Here is a 21,109-nt window from a genome sequence, read left to right on the forward strand (position 1 = left end):
TTCTATTAAAACGTTTGAATGATTTTCCTTGCTGAATCTATCCCATTTTGGATACAGTCTGGGATACCGACTCCGTAATAGGAACAACCGGCCAGGATAATTCCTGGATAATCGGCTGCCATTTTGCTTTCAAGCGTCTCTACACTTTTAGGATGGGAAATTAAATAATTGGGCATTTGATCGGGCCATTTCGTGACCTCACTCGCAACTGGGTTGGCGCTAATCCCAAGACTTTTGTGAATATCGCCAAGTGCAATCTCAAGCAGTTCCTCATTTTCCATTTTCTCTAACGAAGCGTAGGAAGGATGGCTGTTTTTATAAAAGAGTCTAACAAGCAGGTTGCCAGATTTTGAAGTATGCTCCCATTTCCGGCTTGTCCAAGTACAGGCGTTGCAGGACAACTCATCTGTATTTGCAGTAATAAACCCCGTTCCATCTGCGGGAAGTACGCTGTCAGGCACGTCAAAGCCCACATAAACACTAATTAGTGAACTATTTTTAAATCTTGAAAATTCGTTTTTAAGGTCCGGATCATCGATTAAGTTTTCGGCAGCTATATTCGGAATACTAAGTACTACGAAATCTGCTTCGATGATTTCCTGATTGTTAAGAAACACTTGATATCGACTGTTGTTTTTTTCAATTTTGGTCACTTTTGTATTTTTTAAGATTTCAGCATCAGCAAGCTTTTCTTCCAACGCATTAATCACTGAGCCTAAGCCATTTTGAAAGGAGAGAAACTTTCTTTCTCCGCCTTTGAATTTCTGTTTATTCGCTTCAAGCCCTTTTATGATGCTTCCATATTGTTCCTTATAATCGATCAAATATGGAAGGGTTGATGCCAATGTTAAGTCACTGAGTTTCCCAGAATAGACGCCGGAAAGGACAGGGGCAATTTGTTTTTCCACCAATTCCGTCCCAAGAAAATGCTCAAGAAAGGAACCGATGGAATCGTTTCTGGTGAACGTTTCATTTTTTGTATAAAAATCCTGCAGTGCCGCCACTTTTCCTTCTGCAGACACGAGTGTACTCTTCGCCAACGATTCAATGCTTGCAGGGATTCCGAAGACAGCATCCTCCGGGATCAGTTTCAATTCACCATCTGTGTAGATAAAGGAACGGCCAGTTGCATTGTAAACAACTTCCTTTTCTAAACTAAGTTCTTCGAATAATGTCATTTCTTCCATTTTACGGGCAACAATCGAATCCGCTCCACTTTCCATGACAAATTCATCTTGAATTATGGTTTGAATTTTCCCTCCGAGTTGATTGGATGCTTCTGCCAGAACCAGCCTGACGTCTATTCCATTGGAATTCTTCCATTTTTGTAACTCATACAGGGCAGATAATCCTGTAATACCGCCACCAATCACTAAAACTGTTTTCAATCTTGCCACCTCTTATGTAATCTCATACTTTGTACCTTCTAGTGTACCATACCAGGGAAGTTGAAAGCATATAGTAAATAAACAGCAAAAAGGCTAGGAAGCCGATATGATGATTTACTATAAAATTTAGGTATAAAAAAAGGCTCAGTAAACTGTACTGAGCCCTAAATTCTTTCATTTTTACAAAAGGAATTGAACTGGTTCATACCATCTTCGGTCTTTCGATTAAATAGAGAACTTTTGAAGACTTTCGGACATGAGACTATACGCAACCAATTTCTTTTTAAACTGCTTTACTACATCAACGCGATCTTTGTATCGGTACACAAATAACTTCACATCTTTTTTGCCTCTTTTAGTTTCAATCACAATAGGACTGTCACTGTTCTCACGATTTAAATATAATTCCTCGGTGCCTGGAAATATATAGTGTTTCTTTAGAAATATTGCTTCGTTAAAGTCATTAATCACCTTCGTTTTATCTTCACCTTCGAGACGTCTTCCGTCAATGCTCAAGGTGATATTCTCGTCACCAAGTTTTGAATGGGTTTCGAATTTCCTGATTAACCATTCTACCGGACCGGTTGGGAGGCAGGTAATTAATATTTTTAATAGACTAATGAGGATTATTGAAATAATTGTCCATGTCATATCTAATCATCTCCGTTTAACATCATAACATATTATTAAATTATTATTCACTAGGTTAACCAAATGTAGATTCCTAGAGAAATTAATGCTAGAAAAATGATGACAACATATATTAAAGTTAAGTTCATCGTATTTCTTTTTGTGGAACTGCTGTAGTTTTCATCTGACTTTCCAGTTAATAGTATAGTAGAAACTACAGCGAAAATTAAAATAAGCGTAACTAAAGCAAGCATTATATTCATGATACACCTCGATACAGTAAATTTATCAAATCCATATAGTTTATAATAATAATAACGCAACTCCATTCTTAAATAACCATCCAATTAACCTAAAATTATACCATCCACTTTGAAGGTTTTTGTTAGGAGGTTGGGTGGACTATATCTTTTTTACGTTTGAATAGGTTATTCAGATTCCTGATTTGATTTTATGTGAATCAATTCACATAATGTTCAAAAATAGGTCGGTCATAGGACTATTTTATCATGTATATTAACACTATATTCATATTGTTTATGTTATCAAGGGGGGATTTACTGATGAAAAAAATATTTCAGATTTTATTAATGTTAGGCCTTATTATGACTCCTTTTTTTGCCGAAGCTCATGTGAAATGGTTCACGAACGTTGAGCCGCATAAGGAGTCAATTGAACATATCGTATCACCGGCGTTTATATTTTTAGCCATAGTGGCAGCCGTTGTGTTAGCTTCTTTGACGTTAATTATTCCGAAAATGGCTGACTGGGGACCAATGAAAAAGTGGGAAGACCGTCTCTCTAGTTTAAGAAAGTATTCTCGTTATATACTAAAATATGGAACCGCCGTAGCACTGATCATCCAGATGGTTAATGGAACATTATTTGCTCCTGAGTTTCATATTCATAACACTTTAGCTGTCGTCTTAACATGGATTACGATTGGACTTTTATTAATCCCTCACCATATCTCGACTAAAATGGGTGCAACTTTATTATTAGGATTATTTATTTATGTAACTATTGACCATGGCATTTTCTATATGTTAGACTACGGCTTCTATGTTGCTATCATTGGTGTTTTATTGGTAGGAAATACAAAGCTGGAAAAAGTAGGTTTTCCGTTTTTATATTTAGGAACTGGTTTATCGCTAAGCTGGGTAGCGGTTGAAAAATGGGTTTACCCAGATATGGCCTTAGATATTGTCATTCACCACCATGTACCTACGTTTGGTTTTGCACCAGATCTATTTGTGGTGATGGCTGCGTTTATAGAATTTGTCGTAGGTTATTTATTAGTTGTCGGTATTTTAAATAGAGTATTAGGATTTGTTGTAACAGGTATTTTTATCTCTACCACCATGTTATTCGGTATGACTGAAGTGATTGGTCATTTTATGATTCATATTGTGTTATTAATCTTTATCATTGAAGGTGTATCTTTCTATAACCCGCCAATTAAAATGCACAAAACAAAAATTGATCAGTTTATCTTTGTTTTCTTGAATTTTATATTTGTCCTTGCGACTTTTTTATTGATTTATTATCGATTCGCTTAAATCATTATTTACTAAAACAATCCACCGATGAATTACGGTGGATTGTTGATGTGTTTTAGATTTAGAACGGATATAGATAATAGGTAACCATACCAATGATGATGCCTGTGATGGCTCCACCAAAAACCTCTATTGGCTGGTGACCTAATAATTCTTTTAACTTCTCTCGAGACTCGGGCATTTTTATATTCGGGTTTTTTAATGCTTCGATTAGTTTATTGAAATCAACTAAAAGCGTGTTTAAAATTTCGGCATGGTAGCCTGCATGTCTGCGAACACCAGTCGCATCATGCATAACAATCGCAGACACAACAACACAAATCGCAAATTCATTTGATTTGAATCCAGAAATTAATCCAATTGCTGTCGTTAGGGAAATTATGGTAGATGTATGGGAGCTCGGCATTCCGCCGGTGCTAAACATCAAATTCCATTTCCATTCCCTTGTTGAAATAAAATGAATCGGTATTTTTACAAATTGCGCAATCAGCATCCCTAAAAGTGCAGCCAAAATGGGACAGGATAAAAACATAAATGATCCTCCTTATCCTCCAATTAAATTTATTACAAGCCCCTTTCACATTCCATACAGAGAAGTGAGCTTACGTATCCACTTATTTTATTACCCTTCATTTTATTAATATAGACCATTTAAAACAAGAAGTGGTATTTTTTTTGAAAAATATGACTTTTAATCATGGTGTTTATGCCATTTGAAATCAAATAATAATTATCTGAAGGACTTCATATAGATAAGAGCAGTGTTTTATTCTTTGGATTTGTTTTTAGTTTTACAAACACAGATATTATAAGATGCCAAAAAAAAACCCCTTATCTCTTCCATAATTAGTGCTATAATAGTCCATATTAATTTGACTATTATGATTGATTACATAACAAATCGAAAAGAAGTGTAACGGTATGAATAAACTTGCAGTGAGAATAAAACCTAGAACTGTTTTTTTGTTGGATAAGTATTTTACTGGAGAATCGATTGATTACAAGAAATTATTTGCGATCATAATGCCTATTTTTGTTGACCAGGCATTCTTGATCATTATGAGTCTGTTAAATACAGCCATGATTAGCTCTGCAGGGGTTGCTGCGGTTAGTGCTGTGAGTATGGTAGATTCATTGAATATCTTCTTAGTTAACGTCTTTATTGCGGTCGCAACAGGAGGTACCGTAATGGTTGCCCAATACAAGGGCAGTGGAAGTGCGGAGATGGTGTCCAAAACAGCCACACAGGCTATAACAGCCGTTACTTTATTTTCAGTTATTCTTAGTGCATTGGTAATTAGTTTTCATACACCAACATTAAACCTTTTATTTGGTAAAGCAGAGGCAGATGTCTTTCATAATGCCCGAATTTATTTAATCGGCAGTTGTCTCTCTTATCCGCTTATTGCCATATTCCAAGCTGTAACGGGGGCATTAAGAGGAGTCGGCGAGACCAAACCATGCTTGAATTTATCTTTATTAATGAATTTAACCAATACCATTCTTAATGTTTTACTCATTACCATTTTTAATATGGGCGTAGAAGGTCTTGTGATTTCCACCATTTTTGCAAGATTATTAGGTGTAGTTGCTTCTTTAATCTATATCATTAAATACAATGATACAATCCGATTTAAGTTGAAGAATGCGGTGCATATTGATGTTGCTATTTTAAAGAAAGTAATGTTTATAGGGCTTCCATTCGCGGCGGAACAGTTATTTTTCAATGGTGGTAAGCTGTTAACTCAAACATTTATTGTGCAATTAGGAACCCTTGCTTTGACGTCTTATGCCATTGGGAATTCGATTGCCTTGCTATTTCAAATAGGACCCAATTCATTAAGTATTGCCATCGTAACGGTTGTGGGACAATGTGTTGGAAGAAGGAACGTCCAGGATGCTAGGAAATTTATTATGTCCATGATTGGACTGGGCACGATTCTGTTTGTGCTGGCGGATGCCGTGTTACTACCTTTGTTTCCATTATTAATCAAACTGTTCAGTCCGCCGGCTGAGATTATCCCAACCATTTTTATACTTATTTTAATCTCTGCAGTCGGTCATCCATTGTTATGGCCAGCAAGCTTCATTATGCCCTCGGCTTTAAGGGCAGCAGGGGATTCCACTTTTACATCGATTGCATCCTTGCTATCGATGTGGCTATTGAGGGTAGTCCTAGGATATTTATTGGGGATTACTTTTGGATTTGGAATTATCGGTGTTTGGGTGGCGATGAATATTGAATGGGGGATGCGGACACTGATCTTTGTTTGGCGATTTAAAGGGAAGAAGTGGTATGCGCATAAGCTCGTGTGACGATAGGGGGATTATTTTGGAAAAAAGCTGCCTAATTTGGGTGTAAGGTTCTATTTGGGTGATTTTTATATAAATCATATAGGAAATGGCGTGTGATGGTCACACGGCATTTTCTATATTTACCAAGGGTTATTAGAGCATCTTAATGGGTTTTAAAATCATTACAATTGATATTATTTTTTAATATGGGAATTTCGAAGTGAGAAAAAGGAAGAAAAAACCATTTCCTTAATTTATAATAAAATAGGGAGGGGGTTAAATGATAAAAAGAACTTTAAAGTTATTTCTTTTTTCAACTATTTTATTAACGGCTTGTTCAGATTCTAAATTGATGAATTTTGTTGGCGAAAGTCAAAATTGGCAAGTCAATTATGAGGTAAATGTACTAGATGAAGATAGCGAAATAACAAATCTTACAATAAAATATATCGGTCAAAAAGCAACTCCTAAAGAGATAAATTATGTAGTTGAAAGTGTATCAGGAAAATCGGCAGGTAATGATTCTTTAAATAATGGAGTATTAAAAATTGGTGGACATTCCTGTAGTGGTTGTGCAGTTACTCAAGAAAACGAAAAAATAACCGCAACTATAACTTGGAACGATAAAACAGAATCCTTAATTTTAAAAAATCGTTAATAGAGAATACTGAAATTCAGCCGAATTCTTACTATCAAGTAGGAAATGACACTCCAGAAGGTGCTGATCAATGGTTGGCGTAAACTAGCATTAGTTATATTTTCAAGGAAGGAAGTGCAAAACGATGGATTTTGAAATGGTTATGCAGGAACTGGAAGCGCTCGGCAAGGAACGAATAAAAAAGACTTACTTAAGTAATGGTGCACATGAGCCGCTTTTTGGGGTGGCTACAGGCGCCATGAAGCCGATTGCAAAGAAAATCAAAAAAAATCAGCCATTAGCCGAGCAGCTTTACTCTACCGGGAACTACGATGCCATGTATTTTGCCGGCATCATTGCGGACCCAATGACAATGACTGAGGATGATTTTGAGCGTTGGATGGATGCGGCGGATTTTTATATGCTGTCCGATTTTGTGGTTGCAGTAACTTTGGCTGAAACCGATATTGCTCAAGATGTTGCTGATAAATGGATTTCAAGCGGTGAAGAACTTAGAATGTCGGCAGGCTGGAGCTGTTACTGCTGGCTTTTGGGTAATCGTCCGGACAGTGAATTTAGTGCAAGCAAGATTTCCGGTATGCTTGATCAGGTAGAAAATACGATACATAATTCTCCTGATCGAACAAAATCCTCTATGAATAATTTTATTTACACTGTTGGGATTTCCTATTTGCCGCTCCATGATAAGGCAGTTGAAACCGCAAAGGCAGTAGGACCAGTTGAGATCAGGCGGGACAAGAAAAAAAACAGTATTCTGCTTGCTTCTGAAAATATACAAAAGGAAATAGATAGAGGGAGGCTTGGTTTCAAACGCAAATATGTCAGGTGTTAGCATCGTTTGTAGTGCCACTAAACTAACTAAAACGAGAGCTCCATACCTCATTCCAAGGTTGCTTACAAGCAATGATTGGTAGATATTCAACAATCGGGTGCTTTAATGGAGTACCGATAAAGAGCCTAATTTCTTTAATTTAATAAAGAGGAATTAGGCTTTTTATATTTCCTAGCGCTATCCAAAAATATTAGGGTAGCTTGTTTTATTTTCATTATGCAACTCTCATAAATTTCTTTCCCTTTACAAAATTAATGAATAAATACCGAACAACTGGTCCCATAATTAAAAGTTGTAGAGGAAAAGCAACTATAAAATTCTTAACTACTATGGATAAGTAGTCTGTAATAACGCTTGAGCTTAGTCCGTTTTCTAGATAGGCAGTTGCTAATCCATATAGGGACATAAACAGAACCATTCCTACTACCATGCAAAATGAGATCGCTAGTAGACAATAGACTTTTTTAGATTTGTCATAAGGAAGCATGAAGGCTACTTTTTTAGCTACTGGACCAACAATAAATAGATCTAACAGCAAGGCAATGACAAATCCAATGATCCCTTCGACAACCATTTCACCTACTGGTATCTCACCAAACAATCCATTTAGTAATAAATTATAAACCGTCATAACCAAAACCATTCCAAAACACATCATTGTACCAAATAAAATACTTTCTTTCCTAGTTGATGCAATACACTTCATCCTTTCCATTTTATCTTTCGTATTATAGCGGTAGTGTTTATTTTCTCGTAAGTGAAAATATTGTGAACATTGCTTCGTATCTCGTATTTTTATTGTTGATATATTTATTATTTATGTAATAATTAAGAATAATCAGCAAGTTTTGTATAACAAGGAGAGATTCATATGACTAATATCAAATCAGCCATGATAGTTGGCGGTGGTATTGGCGGGCTTGTGACCGCCTTGAAACTTCACCGCGTGGGCGTGTCAGTGCGTGTCTTTGAAAGCGTAGAAACGATTAAAGCTCTAGGTGTTGGGATTAATCTTTTACCACATGCAGTAAGAGTATTAACCGAACTAGGTTTAGCGGATGAGCTAGAAAAGATTGGCTTGCCTACAGCCGAACTTATTTATGTTAACAAATTCGGTCAAAATATTTGGCGGGAGCCGCGAGGAGTAGAAGCGGGGTACCACTGGGCGCAATATTCCATCCATCGAGGAAAGCTGCAAATGCTGTTATTAGAAGCGGTCAAAAAAGAACTTGGAGAGAAGTCGGTGTTTACTGGACACCATTTAAAATCTTTCCAAACCTTTGGTGACATAGTAGTAGCTCAGTTTGAAAATCGAAAGACGGGCGAGAGTCTTGGGACGCACCATGCAGACATCATGATCGCTGCGGATGGTATTCATTCCGTTGTGAGGAAATTTTATTATCCGGATGAAGGCTTACCTAAATTTAGCGGCCGTATACTATGGCGCGGTATTACAGAATCTACACCTTTCCTTACGGGAAAGTCGATGATTATGGCGGGCTACCAGGATCAAAAATTTGTTGCCTATCCCGTTTGCCCTGATACAGCTGCGAAAGGAAAATCGCTTGTTAACTGGATTGCGGAACTAGCTGTCGGTGACGAAATGCCTTCAAGGGCAGATTGGAATCGGAAAATTGACAAGGAGATCTTTGCACCAGCTTTTGAGTCATGGGATTTTGGCTGGCTGAATGTACCAAAGCTGATCGAAGAAACAGATGCTGTTTATGAATTCCCAATGGTTGACCGTGATCCCCTGCCGCAATGGACCTTTGGGCGGGTAACCTTATTAGGTGATGCGGCACACCCAATGTACCCAATTGGATCGAATGGTGCTTCACAAGCGATCCTTGATGCTGATGCACTGGGAGAAGCGATTTTGGAATATCGGGATGCTGAGCTAGCATTGAAGGTCTATGAAGAAACTAGGTTAGAAGCAACAGCAAATATTGTTCTATTAAATCGGAAGAATGGTCCAGAAGTGGTGATGCAAATTGTCGAAGAACGTGCCCCTCATGGTTTTAACGATTTAGAAGATGTGGTTTCCTATGAGGAATTGGAGGAAATTTCTAATCGATACAAGCAAATTGCCGGTTTTGATAAGGAAAAGTTGAATAGTAAACTAGGAGTCACATCATGATTGAGCATATTGTCTTACTAAAGTTTTCACCAAAAACGACCGAAAAACAAAAACAAGAATTAATTCGCAGGACGTTATTATTAAAATATGTGATACCTGGGATTGTAGACATTCAGCAGGGGACCAATTTGTCAAACCGGAGTCAAGGCTATGAAATGGGCTTGACGGTCCGCTTTGAAGACAAAACTTCCTTAGCAAACTATGGGCCGCATCCAGCACATCAAGAAGTTTTTAGCTACTTGAAGGAGATTGGCTTGGAAGATAGTATTATTGTTGATTTTGAAATATAGTTATATTTTTTTTTGTTATAGACTTTAATGATGTAACGCGTTTTAGCTTTTCTGTATTGGCGTTAATATGATCTTTTATGGTTTAAAAAGGGAAAGGATGAAACTCCTTTCCCATTTTGATTTATGGATTTGTCGACCATAATCCAGCGGACTTAAGGAAAACTCTTGGGTGAAGTTTTAAACCGGCTACTAACAGGTCGGCTAAGTCTTCCGGCTGAATCGCATTTTCAGGATTTCCAGAGATAAGATTAGTTTCGATTGCTAAATCGGTAGCAACAGTACTAGGTGTTAAGGCAGTAACACGGATATTATGCTTTCTTACCTCAAGAGCAAGTGATTCTGTAAGTCCCAGTACCGCAAATTTTGAAGCGCTGTAAGCACTTGTTACAGGTGCTCCTTTTTGCCCGGCAGTAGAAGAGATGTTTACGATATCTCCTGAATTCCGCTCAATCATCCCAGGCAAAACCATTCTTGTGACATTATAAACACCCATCAAGTTTACACGAATAATATTCTCCCATTCCTCGGGTGATAAATCGAGGAATCCTCCAAATTTGGCTACACCGGCATTATTAATTAGGAAATCAATGTTTCCTAAATCTGATTTAATATGTTCAACAGCATGGGTGACCGATTCTAGGTCCGATACATTGGCTGTAGCGGCTGAAATTTGTACATTATATTGTTCAAGTTCAGATGTTACTTTTTCAAGATTAGCCATGTTTAATCCGATTAAACCAAGATTAACACCTTCCTTCGCTAAGGCTATGGCCACAGCACGGCCTATACCTCTTCCTCCTCCAGTAACAAGAGCGGTCTTTCCATTAAGTGAAATCATTACAATCAATCCTTACTTTATTTTTTAGAACAACTATAAATTGAGCAATTAAGAGAGGTAATATACTTAGTAATTGATATAGTAAATAAAACAGAACCTCATCAATAAATAACTGAGGTTCTGTTAACTATTAACTTACCAAATCATTCGAGGTCTTTTTAGGTTCCATGGTTTTAACGTTTTTCCTAGAGATTTTATTTACAAAGAAAGTTATCAGGAACGAACAAACTAAACTTCCAACCATGGCAATTATAAACCCTGTTGCATTATTTGATAATAGAGGGGCCATAAAAGATGGAACATAAGCCGTACCACGGACATCAAAGAAGCCAACAAGCAAACCGCCTAAACCTGATGAAATGATTGCACCGGCAAAGATCATTTTGTTGGAAAACATAAATGGATAGGCCGCTTCAACAAAAGTACCAAAGCCCATGTTTATAGCAAAACCGGGAGCTGCTACGGCTGCCTCACCTTTGTCTCGTGGTGAAATAATATTGGCAAGTGTAATCCCAGCTGATACCATTACTAATCCAACCATATCAACTGCTCCTAAAAAGCTGTTTCCCGTCTTCTCCATTTCCAACAGGACAATTGGTAAAATCGCAGCATGATAAACACCGCCAATAATGGCTGGCCAAATTAACAGTCCTGCAATTAATCCGGCTAGTACACCATTAGTAGAAACTAAGAAATCTATTAAAGAACGAATTTCGCCGCCAAGCCATAAGGCAATCGGAGCGATGAGGAAGTAAACGGCTAAACCGGCAATCAATCCGGCGATTCCTCCTGCTGCAATATTAACCGTTGTAGCAGGAAACCTCCATTCGACGCATTTCCTAAATATGTATTGAACCAAAAGCCCGGCGAGAATACCTGCAACAATTCCGCCTATGATTCCGCCTTTAACAGATAATACCCCTGCAACAATTCCTGCCACTATCGAGACCTCGTCAAGTTCAGCCACTTGCTTAGCCGCAACAACTGCTAATATAACCGGAAGAGCGTTAATCATCAGATCAAACACTTCGCTCAGTCCGGACAATCCAGGTATCTTGCTAATCGCTAAGATTAGTGCCATCGCAATAAAACCAGGAAGAGAGGAGAGCATCATTCCGCGCAGGTTAATACGTTTATATGCTGAAGTCGATGATTGTTCTAATTGGTTATTTGTAGCTGCCTTACCGATGATTGGGCGGTAAGATAGGCCAAAATGCTTACTTAAAGATGTAATGAAAGTGACGGCTCGTGTTCGATTCGTTGTCCCAGTTGTTCCGGAAGTAGAGATGACGTTTACTCCTTTTGCTGCAATTGTTGCCATTGAGGTACCGCCAGTTCCGGTTGCAGGCAATTTTTTCTTAGCCGCTGCTTCCACAGTATGTAAATTTGCTCCGTTTGGATCTGCACTCATAAAAATTAGAGCATCGACTTCTCCGTCATTAATTTTTTCCGCTATCTCCTTATCAACTAGGGCTGCTGCCTTGTTGACCTCGGCAATGGTTCCTACTACTGTTACAGCAGGGCTCTTTGTTTGTTCATCCCAACTATATAACTCGGCCTGTGTATCATCCTTTATGTTATCCATGCTAGCTTTTGCTGCAATAAATTGTAACGATGTACAAACCATGCCAGCAGCTTCAATCTGTAAGAGAAGCTCATCTAATAGTTTTGCGGGATCTTTACCCCCTAAGAAATATAGATTACCTCCACTGCTGGCGATAATAGCAACTTTCTTTTTTGTAAAAAACTCCTCCATCTTATTCAACTTCCCCCTTTGCAATTCCTAAAATTATTTGTATATATCATCCACGTAAGAGGATTTACCACAATAATACAGTAAAATTTTAATTTGTTAAAGTTTTAGAATGAATATTCTTACTATTTTAAAAGGTGAAAGAGGCTGTTAAATCAATAATCTATAAAGGAATATCAAATATCTAGTTAATACATCCTACGATTAAGTGAACTTCGATGTTAAATAATTTACATTCAAATTCAAAGTGGTATTATAGTATGTATATAATTTTTAAAGGCTTGTACTATTACTAGGTACTAATTCTCAAAATGCACAAAATTTTTAATTAACAATATGTGTGTTTTAATTTAACTGATTGGAGATTGACAACCGTGGATTTAAAATCATTAATTGCACCAGAACACTTTAATTTAGCAAGTGAAATCTCAAAGCATGTATCCGAGAAAATTGCTTTGAAATGGGTAAATGAATCCGGTGAAACTCAAACAATTACTTATGATGAACTCAATAAGAAAGCGAATAAGCTTGCAAATGGATTAACGAAATTAGGACTAGAGAAAGGCGATCGTGTAGTTGTCATGACGACTCGTTTAATTGAGTCATATGTGATTTATTTAGCCTGTTTAAAAGCAGGGATTGTCATAAGTCCATCTTCTGAATTGCTTCGGGCAAAGGATTTATTATATCGCTTGAATCACTCAGAGGCAAAAGCTGTTATTTCTTATTACAATTTGGTCAAAGAATTTGAAAATATAACAGAGGAAACACCATTCCTTCAATTTAAGATTGCCTTCGGTCAGGAGGTACCTAACTGGCTTTCTATGGAAGCACTAGCTGAGGTTGAATCAGAAACCTTCACCGATGCGGATACCTTGAAAGAAGATGTAGCCTTCCTGGCATATACATCTGGTACAACCGGGCAGCCAAAAGGTGTTGTTCACAGTCATGGATGGGGTTATGCACATTTACGAATTGCTGCCTCAAAATGGCTGAATATTAGTGGGTATGATCTTGTTTGGGCAACAGCTGCACCAGGCTGGCAAAAATGGGTTTGGAGTCCGTTTTTATCGATTTTGGGTTCCGGTGCTACTGGATTTGTCTATAATGGAAGATTCCAGCCTCATAAATATTTACAGCTGCTTCAGGACAATAAGGTCAATGTATTATGCTGTACACCTACCGAATATCGGATGATGGCAAAATTAGATGATCTTTCAACCTTCGATTTAGCAGCTTTACATACTGCTGTTTCCGCTGGTGAGGCACTGAACCGTGAAGTTATTGACGTTTTTAAAAATGAGTTTAACATCCTTATCCGTGACGGGTATGGTCAGACCGAAAGTACTTTATTGATCGCTAATTTAAATATTGATGAGAGTAAATTAGGTTCAATGGGCCAGCCATTAATGCCAGAATATATTGAAGTTGTTAACGAAAAAGGCCAGCCTGCTCCCGTAAAGGAAGTTGGGACGATTGCGATTAAAAAGGATTTCCCAGCCTTATTTCAACACTATTATAAAAATCCAGAATCCACTGCCGCATCCTATCTTGGTGAATATTTTCTAACAGGAGATAGAGCATATAGAGATGAGGAAAACTATTATTGGTTCCAAGGAAGAAAAGATGATGTCATCATCAGTTCCGGCTATACGATTGGACCTTTTGAAGTGGAAGATGCGTTAATGAAACATAAAGCGGTAAAAGAGTGCGCTGTCGTCCCATCTCCGGATCCTGTTAGAGGAAATGTCGTAAAAGCCTGTGTGGTATTAAAAGATGGGATTGACGGTACATCTGAGTTAACAAAAGAATTGCAAAGCTTTGTAAAAAACTTAACTGCACCTTACAAGTATCCTCGTGTTATTGAATATATGGAAGCACTGCCCAAAACCGATTCAGGAAAAATTCGCCGTGTGGCATTAAGAGCGCAACAATAGAGTTATAAATATGATAAAGGATGCTATAGCCCTATTGGGTTATAGCATTTTTTGCTTTATAAACTTTTAAAACACTTCACATCAAACGAGCTTTAATAAGAAATATTTAAAAAATTCTGTGACATAAGTAATTTGGATGTTGCTTATTTAAAAAAAGAATTGTATAATATTAAATTAATCCTACCTGAATAGTATGAATTGAAGTTTCGGAACATTGCGAGATTTATTCTGCTAGATAGATAGACATACATAAGGAGAGATTGATATGTTTTGGACGTATTTAGCTTATATCATAGCATTCTTCTTCGCGATGAACATTGGAGCAAGCGGAACAGCTGCATCAATGGGGTCGGCCTATGGTGCAGATGCGATCAAGAATAAATGGCTTGCTATGGTGTTAGTAGCCATCGCCGCTTTTTTAGGTGCCGTTCTTGGAGGCGGAGAGGTCGTAAAGACGATTGGAAGTGGAATAATTCCTTCAAAAATACTTACAATTGAACTAGTGGTTCTTATTCTGGCAGGGGCAACCCTAACATTGTTTATAGCAAATCTAATGGGAATTCCATTATCGACTAGTGAAGTTACCGTTGGTGCTATTGTAGGTGCGGGTATTGCTTTTAAAAGTTTATTCATTAATAGTCTATTAGTTATTATTGCGTTTTGGGTCATAGTTCCAGTTGTCTCATTTATCATTACATTTATTTTTGGAAAGCTGATTGCCAAATCCGAAAAGCGCTGGCCAAGTTTGACAAAGCAAGGAAAATGGAAAAAATGGCTGGGGCGAATCCTTGTCTTGGGTGGGTGCTTTGAAGCCTTTTCTGCAGGGATGAATAATGTGGCCAATGCGGTTGGACCGTTAGTTGGAGCAGGAATGCTTTCTACATCTAAAGGGATTTGGATCGGCGGACTATTTGTTGCGTTAGGTGCGATTCTCTTGGGGGGCAGAGTGATCGAAACCAATGGGAAGAAAATCACGAAACTATCCTTATTAGAGGGTAGTGCTGTTTCTTTTACTGGTGGAGCATTAGTTACGATTGCCTCTATTTTTGGACTGCCGATTCCTTTAACTCAAGTCACCACATGTGGGATCTTAGGAATTGGGGCATCACAAAAAGGGATTGGTTTTTGGCAAAAAGCGGTAATTAGAAAGATTTTGAAGGTATGGCTGATTTCACCATTAGCGTCACTGGTGATTTCTTATACTTTAATTAATCTATTGATCAAAACTAATTTTTACAATATTATCGTTATCTTAAGTACTTTAATCGCTGCTTTAGGGACATTAAGCCTATATGCCAATATCCGTAAAGAAAAGAGCACCATTCATGACGAGGGTGGCGGGATATAAACAGTTCCAATTACACGAAAAAAATGCTCCAGACTTCATCCAATTAATGATGATGTCTGGAGCTTCTTCATTTAATAGGACTTGGTGGGATTCAAACCCACAAGATACGTTACAGTCTTCATAGGATGACTGCAAGTTGCTCTATCATTGAGCTACAAGTCCTATCTATAAAATGCCCTTAATAAGATATTTTATACAGTACCCACGCTCGCGCTTCTATTTTTTTCTTTCATATTCATAAATCGTTCTTAAATTAAAAAAGTGAGCAAATATTACTATTATATAATGTTATATAATAGAAATATATGTAATCATTTTTTACAAATCTAAAATCAACTACTTTAAATAAAAATACAAGATCGTATCTATTTTGAGGAGGGTATAGATGAACGTTCAGTCTAATCAGCAAGCAATGGAATTAGAAAAGCTGCGTTCACAAGTCGCGGAACTTGAACAACAAAACCAGGAGCTCTCAAAGCAAATTCGCGTAAATGAATCCTTATATCTTAGTATACTGGATGCATTACCCATTAATATCTTTTTAGAAGATCCGGAAGGGCGCACCATCTATGCTAATAAGCAAGTTTGCCTTTCGAATGGGGTAAGTTTGGATAAAATCGTTGGAAAAACGATCTTTGATTACTTTCCCCTTGAAATTGCCAAACTTAATCGAGCTTATGACCTTGAAGTTTGGAAAAAGCGGCAGCTGATCACCAGAGAATTTCCAAGTGGATACAAAGGTGAGGAACATCATATGTTTTCTGGTAAAACGATCATCCACATCGATGAATCTGAAGAGGACTTTTTGCTGGGTTTTGCTTTAGAGATAACCGATCGTGTCAGAGCTGAAAATCGCTTAAAAGAAAGTGAAGAGAAGTTCAGAAGCTTAACTGAGCAAGCCGCGGATAGTTTTTTCTTAATCGGAACTGATGGAATGTTTACGGAAGTCAATCCAACTGCTTGCGAAGTATTAAACTTTTCCAAGGAAGAATTACTTAGGATGAGTACTGAAATGGTTTTTTCCAAACTTCCTGAAAAAATAAAACATTTAAAAATTGATTCTAAAGAGAAGGCCTCCAGCAATTTCGAGGATTTAATGACGGGGAAAGACCATACTCAAATTCCGGTTGATATCAATATTCGCCTGATTCATATTGGTGAAAATCAAATGTATTTTGCTTTATGCCGAGATATTCGTGATAAAAAAAGAGCTGAAGCACAAATCAAACATATGGCCTTTCATGATGCCTTAACGGATTTGCCTAATCGATGGGCAATCCAGTCCATTTTAGAGGAGAATATCACCCAAAAGAACGTACCCTCTAGCATATTGGGTTTTATTTTACTGGACTTAGACTATTTCAAGGTCGTAAATGATAGCTTGGGACACGAAGCGGGCGATTTACTGCTAAAGGAAGTTTCAAAAAGGCTGCAAGCCGCGACAGATCATAGAGAGGTTAAACTGGCCCGGTTTGGCGGGGATGAATTTATCATTCTTATTCCTCAATTATCTAGTGAAAAGGAAATTACTGAAATCTGCGATCGAATTATGGAAGTGATGGCAGCCCCTTTCTTGATAAAGGGACAAAAGCTCAATATCTCAACAAGCATGGGGATTAGTTTTTATCCAAAAGATGGGACAGACCTTAATTCTCTTATTAAAAATGCTGACCTCGCGATGTATGGTTCGAAGGAGATGGGAAGAAACTGCTATAGTTTATACCATCCTGATATGAAACATCATGCTAATAAACGGATGGACCTAGAGATTCTGTTAAGAAAAGCATTAGATGATAATGAATTTATCCTTTATTATCAACCCAAAGTAAACTTACATACAGGTGAAATAAACGGGATGGAGGCTTTAATTCGATGGAAAAATAAACTGGATCAAATTATTCTTCCAGATGCCTTTATCCCTATCGCCGAAGAAACGGGCCTCATTAATCCAATTGGTGAGTGGGTATTACGGGAGGCTTGTAGGCAGTGTAAAGAATGGCAGGATTTAGGCTTCGGTGAGTTAACGATTAGTGTTAATTTGTCACCAAAACAATTTCAAAGACAGAACTTGGTTGGAATGGTCATCTCTGTTCTTGAAGAGACAGGGTTGTCACCTAACTCGCTGGAATTGGAAGTGACAGAGGGAATTGTCATGAAGAATCCGGAAGAAGCAGTGATTGTTTTACAAGAATTAAAACAACTAGGGATAAAAATATCGATTGACGATTTTGGAACCGGGTTTTCTTCACTTAGCTATTTAAAATTTTTCCCAATTGATACACTAAAGATTGACCGCTCCTTTATCGCTAATATCGAGAGGGACGACGCAGATGCAAAGATTGCCTCCGCTGTTATCTCCTTGGCCCATAGTTTAAAAATTGATGTCGTTGCCGAGGGCGTGGAAAATTGGGAACAGTATGATTTCCTTGTCAATAGATCTTGCGACTATGCTCAAGGAAACTTTATTAGTAAACCTGTTGACCCAAAGGAAGTAAAAAGTCTGCTTGTGAACGATGAAACCTTTATTATCACTTAAATTGGAAAAGGAGAGTGGCTTTTTTGACCACTCTCCTTTTGGGTGTATAAAATTAATCCTCCCTTGTATTTTGATGAACACTTTCTGCAAAGTCTAAGACGCCCCAATTCATCGGACTTTTCTTTTTAATATCATCTAACGTTTTTTTTTGCTGTCCCGTTGTATTGTCATCAATACTTTGATTATTTTTTTCTTTTACCATCAGTAAACACCCCATTTTTAGTTATGATTTAGTTTTTACTCCATTAATCGAACTTATCCCAGTCCATTTTTCATCCTCAAAAAGCTCATTTGGTGTTATGATGATAGATAATCCAATACATATTTTTTACTATTTACGAAGAAACAACTTTTTGGGGGAACCATTATGGCAGTAGTTAAATCAGTGAAAATTGATGGGGAAAACATCCGCGTATTTAAAAGTGCGATCTATGTTTTTGCAGCAAGCTCAGGATTCACTTTAGAGTTGGACCTCATCGTCAGTGAGGTTGTCGTAAAGAAATATAAAAAGGAAGATAATCTCATTATTGAAATAGAATTAGAAGATGGCAGAGTGCTTCATTCGATTATGCATGTAAAAGTCTTAGCAGGGGGCTTGCCGCAGCTTAATTTATTTAGTGAACTTGATGACCCTAATGACTATTATTTTTTGGACCAGGTGAATGAGAATGATGCTTGGTTTCCGAATATCGAAGAAGGCATCACTATAGAAGAAATTAGAAAAGTAGAGATGCCGGATGAAAATATTCAATTAAAACTAAAATTGCCGATTGATCAGGTGGAATGGTTGAAAAATCAAAAAAAGGCAAGACTCAATGAATTGTTTAAGGAATTCATTTATAATCATTGGAAAAAAGTAGATGATTGATGGGAGGGACAAGATGAAAATTGTTATTGCTGGCGGTTCAGGATTTATCGGCCAAAAATTGACAAACTTCCTTTTAAAAAAAGGGCATGAAATAGTTATATTAACAAGAACGGAACATATGCCAACTGAAAAAATTACATATGTGAATTGGCTGACCGAAGGGGCATCACCTGAGAATGAAATAAGAATTGCAGATGCATTTATTAATTTAGCAGGGGTTTCGATCAATCAGGGAAGATGGAATATGAATCATCAAAAGCAAATATATGACAGCCGGATGATAGCTACAAAGGAACTGATTCGGATTATCAACAGATTGGAAAAAAGGCCCAGTGTTCTTGTCAATGCAAGTGCCATCGGAGTATACTCAGCTTCCCAAAATACTGTTTATACGGAAGAATCTAGAGAAATCGCCGATGATTTTTTAGGTAGAACGGTTCATGACTGGGAAAAGCTAGCGGAGCAAGTTGAAGAAGCTGGTATTCGGGCAGTTTTAATGAGATTTGGAGTCGTGCTTGGCCGAGAAGGCGGGGCACTTCCATTGATGGTAATGCCATATAAATTGTTTGCTGGAGGGACCGTTGGTTCTGGTGAGCAATGGGTTTCTTGGGTCCATGTGATGGATGTTATTCGGGCGATTCATTTTGTTTTAGAAAAACCATTACATGGGCCGGTCAATGTAACAGCACCTGCTCCAGTTAGAATGAAGGAGTTTGGTAAAACGATTGGATCCGTATTACACCGCCCGCATTGGCTGCCGGTACCAACCTTAGCAATGAAATGGGTACTTGGGCAAAAGAGTGCACTTGTATTAGAAGGACAGCATGTTGTTCCGGAAGTTTTGAAGGGAGAAGGCTTTGAATTCTCCTACCCCTTACTCCAACACGCTTTAGAGGATTTATTAGTAAAATAATCATAATAAAAGCATCCAATAACTAAGACTTATTGGATGCTAAATCGGATCGATCGGCCGCTTTCGGAGGCTCCTCCATCCAGCCATTCTCAATCAATATATTGGCTCCATCTTCAACGTAAACCAACATTTCTGCCAGTGAGCGCATATACATGGACCCAATATCTCTTCTTCCATTTACCGCTATTGAATTTCCAAACGACCTTATCTTCATCGAGAACATATCCACCTTGTGAAAGACCATTAATTTATCGGAAAATGGTGAAAAGGTAGATTCCGTTACTAAATGGTCTAGCTGAGTGGGGAAAGGTAAATTATCCTTTTGTAATTTTTCACTATATTGCTTGACGGATCGGTCAGTTATTTCATTGCCGCGAATGAGAAATTGTCGGACTTCTTCATCTTTTGCAACCTGGCTAAATGCAATTAATAGGGCTTTGCTGGTCGTGTTATTTTCAATGTTATCGTAAAGATGTGTGATTTCCAGTGCGTGGAGTGAGCGAACATCTCCCAAAAAACCTTTTAAGTAGTTTTGTTTTTTAATAAAATCTACTTTTTCGGGTATAGGCAGTATAGGAGGTTTTATATTTAGACCTTTTATCATCAAAACATCGTTCAACTGACCGAGAAAAGTAATCGTAGAGACATTACAATAAATAAAAAAGTCTCTGATATCTTCTCTTAACACTAACGGAATTGCCACATTATATAAACTTAGAGCTGCTTTTGCTGCATACTTTAAATAGTGAACGTAAAATTCATCTTGGAATAAACGAGGAGCTCCAAGATTTACATCGTCTTTTGTAAAGCCAATGGGAATAGGATAGTTCTCTTTTGAAAGGATTTGCTCGATTCTCTGCATAAAATCCTCAGATAAACTTAAGCCGTTTTCCAATAATAATCTAATATCCTCATCGTCCACATGTTTAAGAAAGTACCTTAATATCCAGGATGACATACTATTGCCAACATAAGTTGCCCAGAGTTTTCCCATTTCAGGTGCGGTTAATTTTGCATCCGGCTTTAAATTATTTGGGCTTAATTTTAGCGGTTTAAGGACCTTATTGGTTTGCATCTGAAACTACCCCTTAACTCATTTTTTCTTATTTTTTTCTAACTATAGAAAT

19 protein-coding genes and 1 tRNA gene are annotated in these 21,109 nt (G+C 37.6%); 11 read left to right on the plus strand and 9 right to left on the minus strand.

Translation table 11 applies throughout. The features are described from left to right. Nucleotides 1–5 precede the first annotated feature (5 nt). Nucleotides 6–1,388 (minus strand): protoporphyrinogen oxidase, encoded by a 1,383-nt coding sequence (gene hemG / locus COD92_RS16310; RefSeq protein WP_098531500.1) that lies wholly within the window; start codon nucleotides 1,386–1,388, stop codon nucleotides 6–8. A 225-nt stretch (nucleotides 1,389–1,613) separates the two neighbouring features. Next, nucleotides 1,614–2,039 (minus strand): YfmQ family protein, encoded by a 426-nt coding sequence (locus COD92_RS16315; RefSeq protein ID WP_098531501.1) that lies wholly within the window; start codon nucleotides 2,037–2,039, stop codon nucleotides 1,614–1,616. Nucleotides 2,040–2,581: 542 nt separating this feature from the next. Between COD92_RS16315 and COD92_RS16325 the strand changes: the two genes are divergently transcribed. Next, nucleotides 2,582–3,577 carry a DoxX family membrane protein gene (locus tag COD92_RS16325; protein ID WP_098531503.1) on the plus strand — a complete coding sequence of 332 codons (996 nt, stop codon included), beginning with the start codon at nucleotides 2,582–2,584 and terminating at the stop codon, nucleotides 3,575–3,577. 61 nt (nucleotides 3,578–3,638) lie between these two features. On the opposite strand, the gene COD92_RS16330 is transcribed toward COD92_RS16325, so the two are convergent. Further along, complete coding sequence (locus COD92_RS16330) at nucleotides 3,639–4,109, minus strand: divergent PAP2 family protein (RefSeq protein ID WP_098531504.1); 471 nt, start codon at nucleotides 4,107–4,109, stop codon at nucleotides 3,639–3,641. 389 nt (nucleotides 4,110–4,498) lie between these two features. Here COD92_RS16330 and COD92_RS16335 point away from each other — a divergent pair, with 389 nt between their 5' ends. The 3 genes from COD92_RS16335 (at nucleotide 4,499) to COD92_RS16345 (ending at nucleotide 7,362) form a co-directional block, all read left to right on the plus strand. Then, the gene (locus tag COD92_RS16335) at nucleotides 4,499–5,893 is read left to right on the plus strand and encodes an MATE family efflux transporter (RefSeq protein ID WP_098531505.1); all 1,395 of its coding nucleotides are present in this window, start codon (nucleotides 4,499–4,501) and stop codon (nucleotides 5,891–5,893) included. A 259-nt stretch (nucleotides 5,894–6,152) separates the two neighbouring features. Next, nucleotides 6,153–6,530 carry a hypothetical protein gene (locus COD92_RS16340; protein WP_098531506.1) on the plus strand — a complete coding sequence of 126 codons (378 nt, stop codon included), beginning with the start codon at nucleotides 6,153–6,155 and terminating at the stop codon, nucleotides 6,528–6,530. Between the two features lie 124 nt (nucleotides 6,531–6,654). Further along, nucleotides 6,655–7,362, plus strand: a complete 708-nt coding sequence (locus COD92_RS16345) for a DNA alkylation repair protein (protein ID WP_098531507.1) — start codon at nucleotides 6,655–6,657, stop codon at nucleotides 7,360–7,362. Between the two features lie 214 nt (nucleotides 7,363–7,576). Here COD92_RS16345 and COD92_RS16350 read toward each other — a convergent pair whose 3' ends face one another. Further along, complete coding sequence (locus tag COD92_RS16350) at nucleotides 7,577–8,059, minus strand: DUF2798 domain-containing protein (RefSeq protein ID WP_098531551.1); 483 nt, start codon at nucleotides 8,057–8,059, stop codon at nucleotides 7,577–7,579. 174 nt (nucleotides 8,060–8,233) lie between these two features. Between COD92_RS16350 and COD92_RS16355 the strand changes: the two genes are divergently transcribed. Beyond that, the gene (locus COD92_RS16355) at nucleotides 8,234–9,499 is read left to right on the plus strand and encodes a flavin-dependent oxidoreductase (RefSeq protein ID WP_098531508.1); all 1,266 of its coding nucleotides are present in this window, start codon (nucleotides 8,234–8,236) and stop codon (nucleotides 9,497–9,499) included. After that, nucleotides 9,496–9,789, plus strand: a complete 294-nt coding sequence (locus COD92_RS16360) for a Dabb family protein (RefSeq protein WP_098531509.1) — start codon at nucleotides 9,496–9,498, stop codon at nucleotides 9,787–9,789. Before COD92_RS16355 ends, COD92_RS16360 begins: the two co-directional genes overlap by 4 nt. 121 nt (nucleotides 9,790–9,910) lie before the next feature. Here COD92_RS16360 and COD92_RS16365 read toward each other — a convergent pair whose 3' ends face one another. Further along, nucleotides 9,911–10,627: a 3-ketoacyl-ACP reductase gene (locus COD92_RS16365; protein WP_098531510.1), complete on the minus strand. Its 717-nt coding sequence runs from the start codon at nucleotides 10,625–10,627 to the stop codon at nucleotides 9,911–9,913. A 130-nt stretch (nucleotides 10,628–10,757) separates the two neighbouring features. Then, the gene (locus COD92_RS16370) at nucleotides 10,758–12,383 is read right to left on the minus strand and encodes a PTS sugar transporter (protein ID WP_098531511.1); all 1,626 of its coding nucleotides are present in this window, start codon (nucleotides 12,381–12,383) and stop codon (nucleotides 10,758–10,760) included. Between the two features lie 371 nt (nucleotides 12,384–12,754). Here COD92_RS16370 and COD92_RS16375 point away from each other — a divergent pair, with 371 nt between their 5' ends. Both COD92_RS16375 and COD92_RS16380 read left to right on the plus strand, forming a co-directional pair. Continuing rightward, a complete protein-coding gene (locus COD92_RS16375; RefSeq protein WP_098531512.1) occupies nucleotides 12,755–14,317 on the plus strand; it encodes an acetate--CoA ligase in 1,563 nt (520 codons plus the stop codon). Nucleotides 14,318–14,582: 265 nt separating this feature from the next. Further along, nucleotides 14,583–15,665 (plus strand): sulfate permease, encoded by a 1,083-nt coding sequence (locus COD92_RS16380; RefSeq protein WP_098531513.1) that lies wholly within the window; start codon nucleotides 14,583–14,585, stop codon nucleotides 15,663–15,665. A gap of 76 nt (nucleotides 15,666–15,741) precedes the next feature. Here the strand turns inward: COD92_RS16380 and COD92_RS32040 are convergent. Further along, a tRNA-OTHER gene (locus COD92_RS32040) sits at nucleotides 15,742–15,827 on the minus strand. 223 nt (nucleotides 15,828–16,050) lie between these two features. On the opposite strand from COD92_RS32040, the gene COD92_RS16385 reads away from it, so the two are divergent. Beyond that, nucleotides 16,051–18,201: a sensor domain-containing protein gene (locus tag COD92_RS16385; RefSeq protein WP_098531514.1), complete on the plus strand. Its 2,151-nt coding sequence runs from the start codon at nucleotides 16,051–16,053 to the stop codon at nucleotides 18,199–18,201. Nucleotides 18,202–18,253: 52 nt separating this feature from the next. Here the strand turns inward: COD92_RS16385 and COD92_RS32045 are convergent, their stop codons facing one another. Then, nucleotides 18,254–18,403 carry a hypothetical protein gene (locus tag COD92_RS32045; RefSeq protein ID WP_176541280.1) on the minus strand — a complete coding sequence of 50 codons (150 nt, stop codon included), beginning with the start codon at nucleotides 18,401–18,403 and terminating at the stop codon, nucleotides 18,254–18,256. Nucleotides 18,404–18,568: 165 nt separating this feature from the next. Between COD92_RS32045 and COD92_RS16390 the strand changes: the two genes are divergently transcribed. Further along, nucleotides 18,569–19,069 carry a hypothetical protein gene (locus COD92_RS16390; protein ID WP_098531515.1) on the plus strand — a complete coding sequence of 167 codons (501 nt, stop codon included), beginning with the start codon at nucleotides 18,569–18,571 and terminating at the stop codon, nucleotides 19,067–19,069. Between the two features lie 13 nt (nucleotides 19,070–19,082). After that, nucleotides 19,083–19,982 (plus strand): TIGR01777 family oxidoreductase, encoded by a 900-nt coding sequence (locus COD92_RS16395; RefSeq protein ID WP_098531516.1) that lies wholly within the window; start codon nucleotides 19,083–19,085, stop codon nucleotides 19,980–19,982. Nucleotides 19,983–20,004: 22 nt separating this feature from the next. On the opposite strand, the gene COD92_RS16400 is transcribed toward COD92_RS16395, so the two are convergent. Beyond that, the gene (locus COD92_RS16400) at nucleotides 20,005–21,057 is read right to left on the minus strand and encodes a DUF3231 family protein (protein ID WP_098531517.1); all 1,053 of its coding nucleotides are present in this window, start codon (nucleotides 21,055–21,057) and stop codon (nucleotides 20,005–20,007) included. Nucleotides 21,058–21,109 lie beyond the last annotated feature (52 nt).

The organism is Bacillus sp. AFS037270 (genome assembly GCF_002585305.1).

Coding starts and splice junctions, on each gene's coding strand:
- COD92_RS16330 (WP_098531504.1), bottom strand. CDS start 4,109: ATGTTTTTATCCTGTCCCATTTTGGCTGCACTTTTAGGGATGCTGATT.
- COD92_RS16385 (WP_098531514.1), top strand. CDS start 16,051: ATGAACGTTCAGTCTAATCAGCAAGCAATGGAATTAGAAAAGCTGCGT.
- COD92_RS16325 (WP_098531503.1), top strand. CDS start 2,582: ATGAAAAAAATATTTCAGATTTTATTAATGTTAGGCCTTATTATGACT.
- COD92_RS16335 (WP_098531505.1), top strand. CDS start 4,499: ATGAATAAACTTGCAGTGAGAATAAAACCTAGAACTGTTTTTTTGTTG.
- COD92_RS16400 (WP_098531517.1), bottom strand. CDS start 21,057: ATGCAAACCAATAAGGTCCTTAAACCGCTAAAATTAAGCCCAAATAAT.
- COD92_RS32045 (WP_176541280.1), bottom strand. CDS start 18,403: ATGGTAAAAGAAAAAAATAATCAAAGTATTGATGACAATACAACGGGA.
- COD92_RS16370 (WP_098531511.1), bottom strand. CDS start 12,383: ATGGAGGAGTTTTTTACAAAAAAGAAAGTTGCTATTATCGCCAGCAGT.
- COD92_RS16380 (WP_098531513.1), top strand. CDS start 14,583: ATGTTTTGGACGTATTTAGCTTATATCATAGCATTCTTCTTCGCGATG.
- COD92_RS16390 (WP_098531515.1), top strand. CDS start 18,569: ATGGCAGTAGTTAAATCAGTGAAAATTGATGGGGAAAACATCCGCGTA.
- COD92_RS16395 (WP_098531516.1), top strand. CDS start 19,083: ATGAAAATTGTTATTGCTGGCGGTTCAGGATTTATCGGCCAAAAATTG.
- COD92_RS16355 (WP_098531508.1), top strand. CDS start 8,234: ATGACTAATATCAAATCAGCCATGATAGTTGGCGGTGGTATTGGCGGG.
- COD92_RS16315 (WP_098531501.1), bottom strand. CDS start 2,039: ATGACATGGACAATTATTTCAATAATCCTCATTAGTCTATTAAAAATA.
- COD92_RS16340 (WP_098531506.1), top strand. CDS start 6,153: ATGATAAAAAGAACTTTAAAGTTATTTCTTTTTTCAACTATTTTATTA.
- COD92_RS16345 (WP_098531507.1), top strand. CDS start 6,655: ATGGATTTTGAAATGGTTATGCAGGAACTGGAAGCGCTCGGCAAGGAA.
- COD92_RS16360 (WP_098531509.1), top strand. CDS start 9,496: ATGATTGAGCATATTGTCTTACTAAAGTTTTCACCAAAAACGACCGAA.
- COD92_RS16365 (WP_098531510.1), bottom strand. CDS start 10,627: ATGATTTCACTTAATGGAAAGACCGCTCTTGTTACTGGAGGAGGAAGA.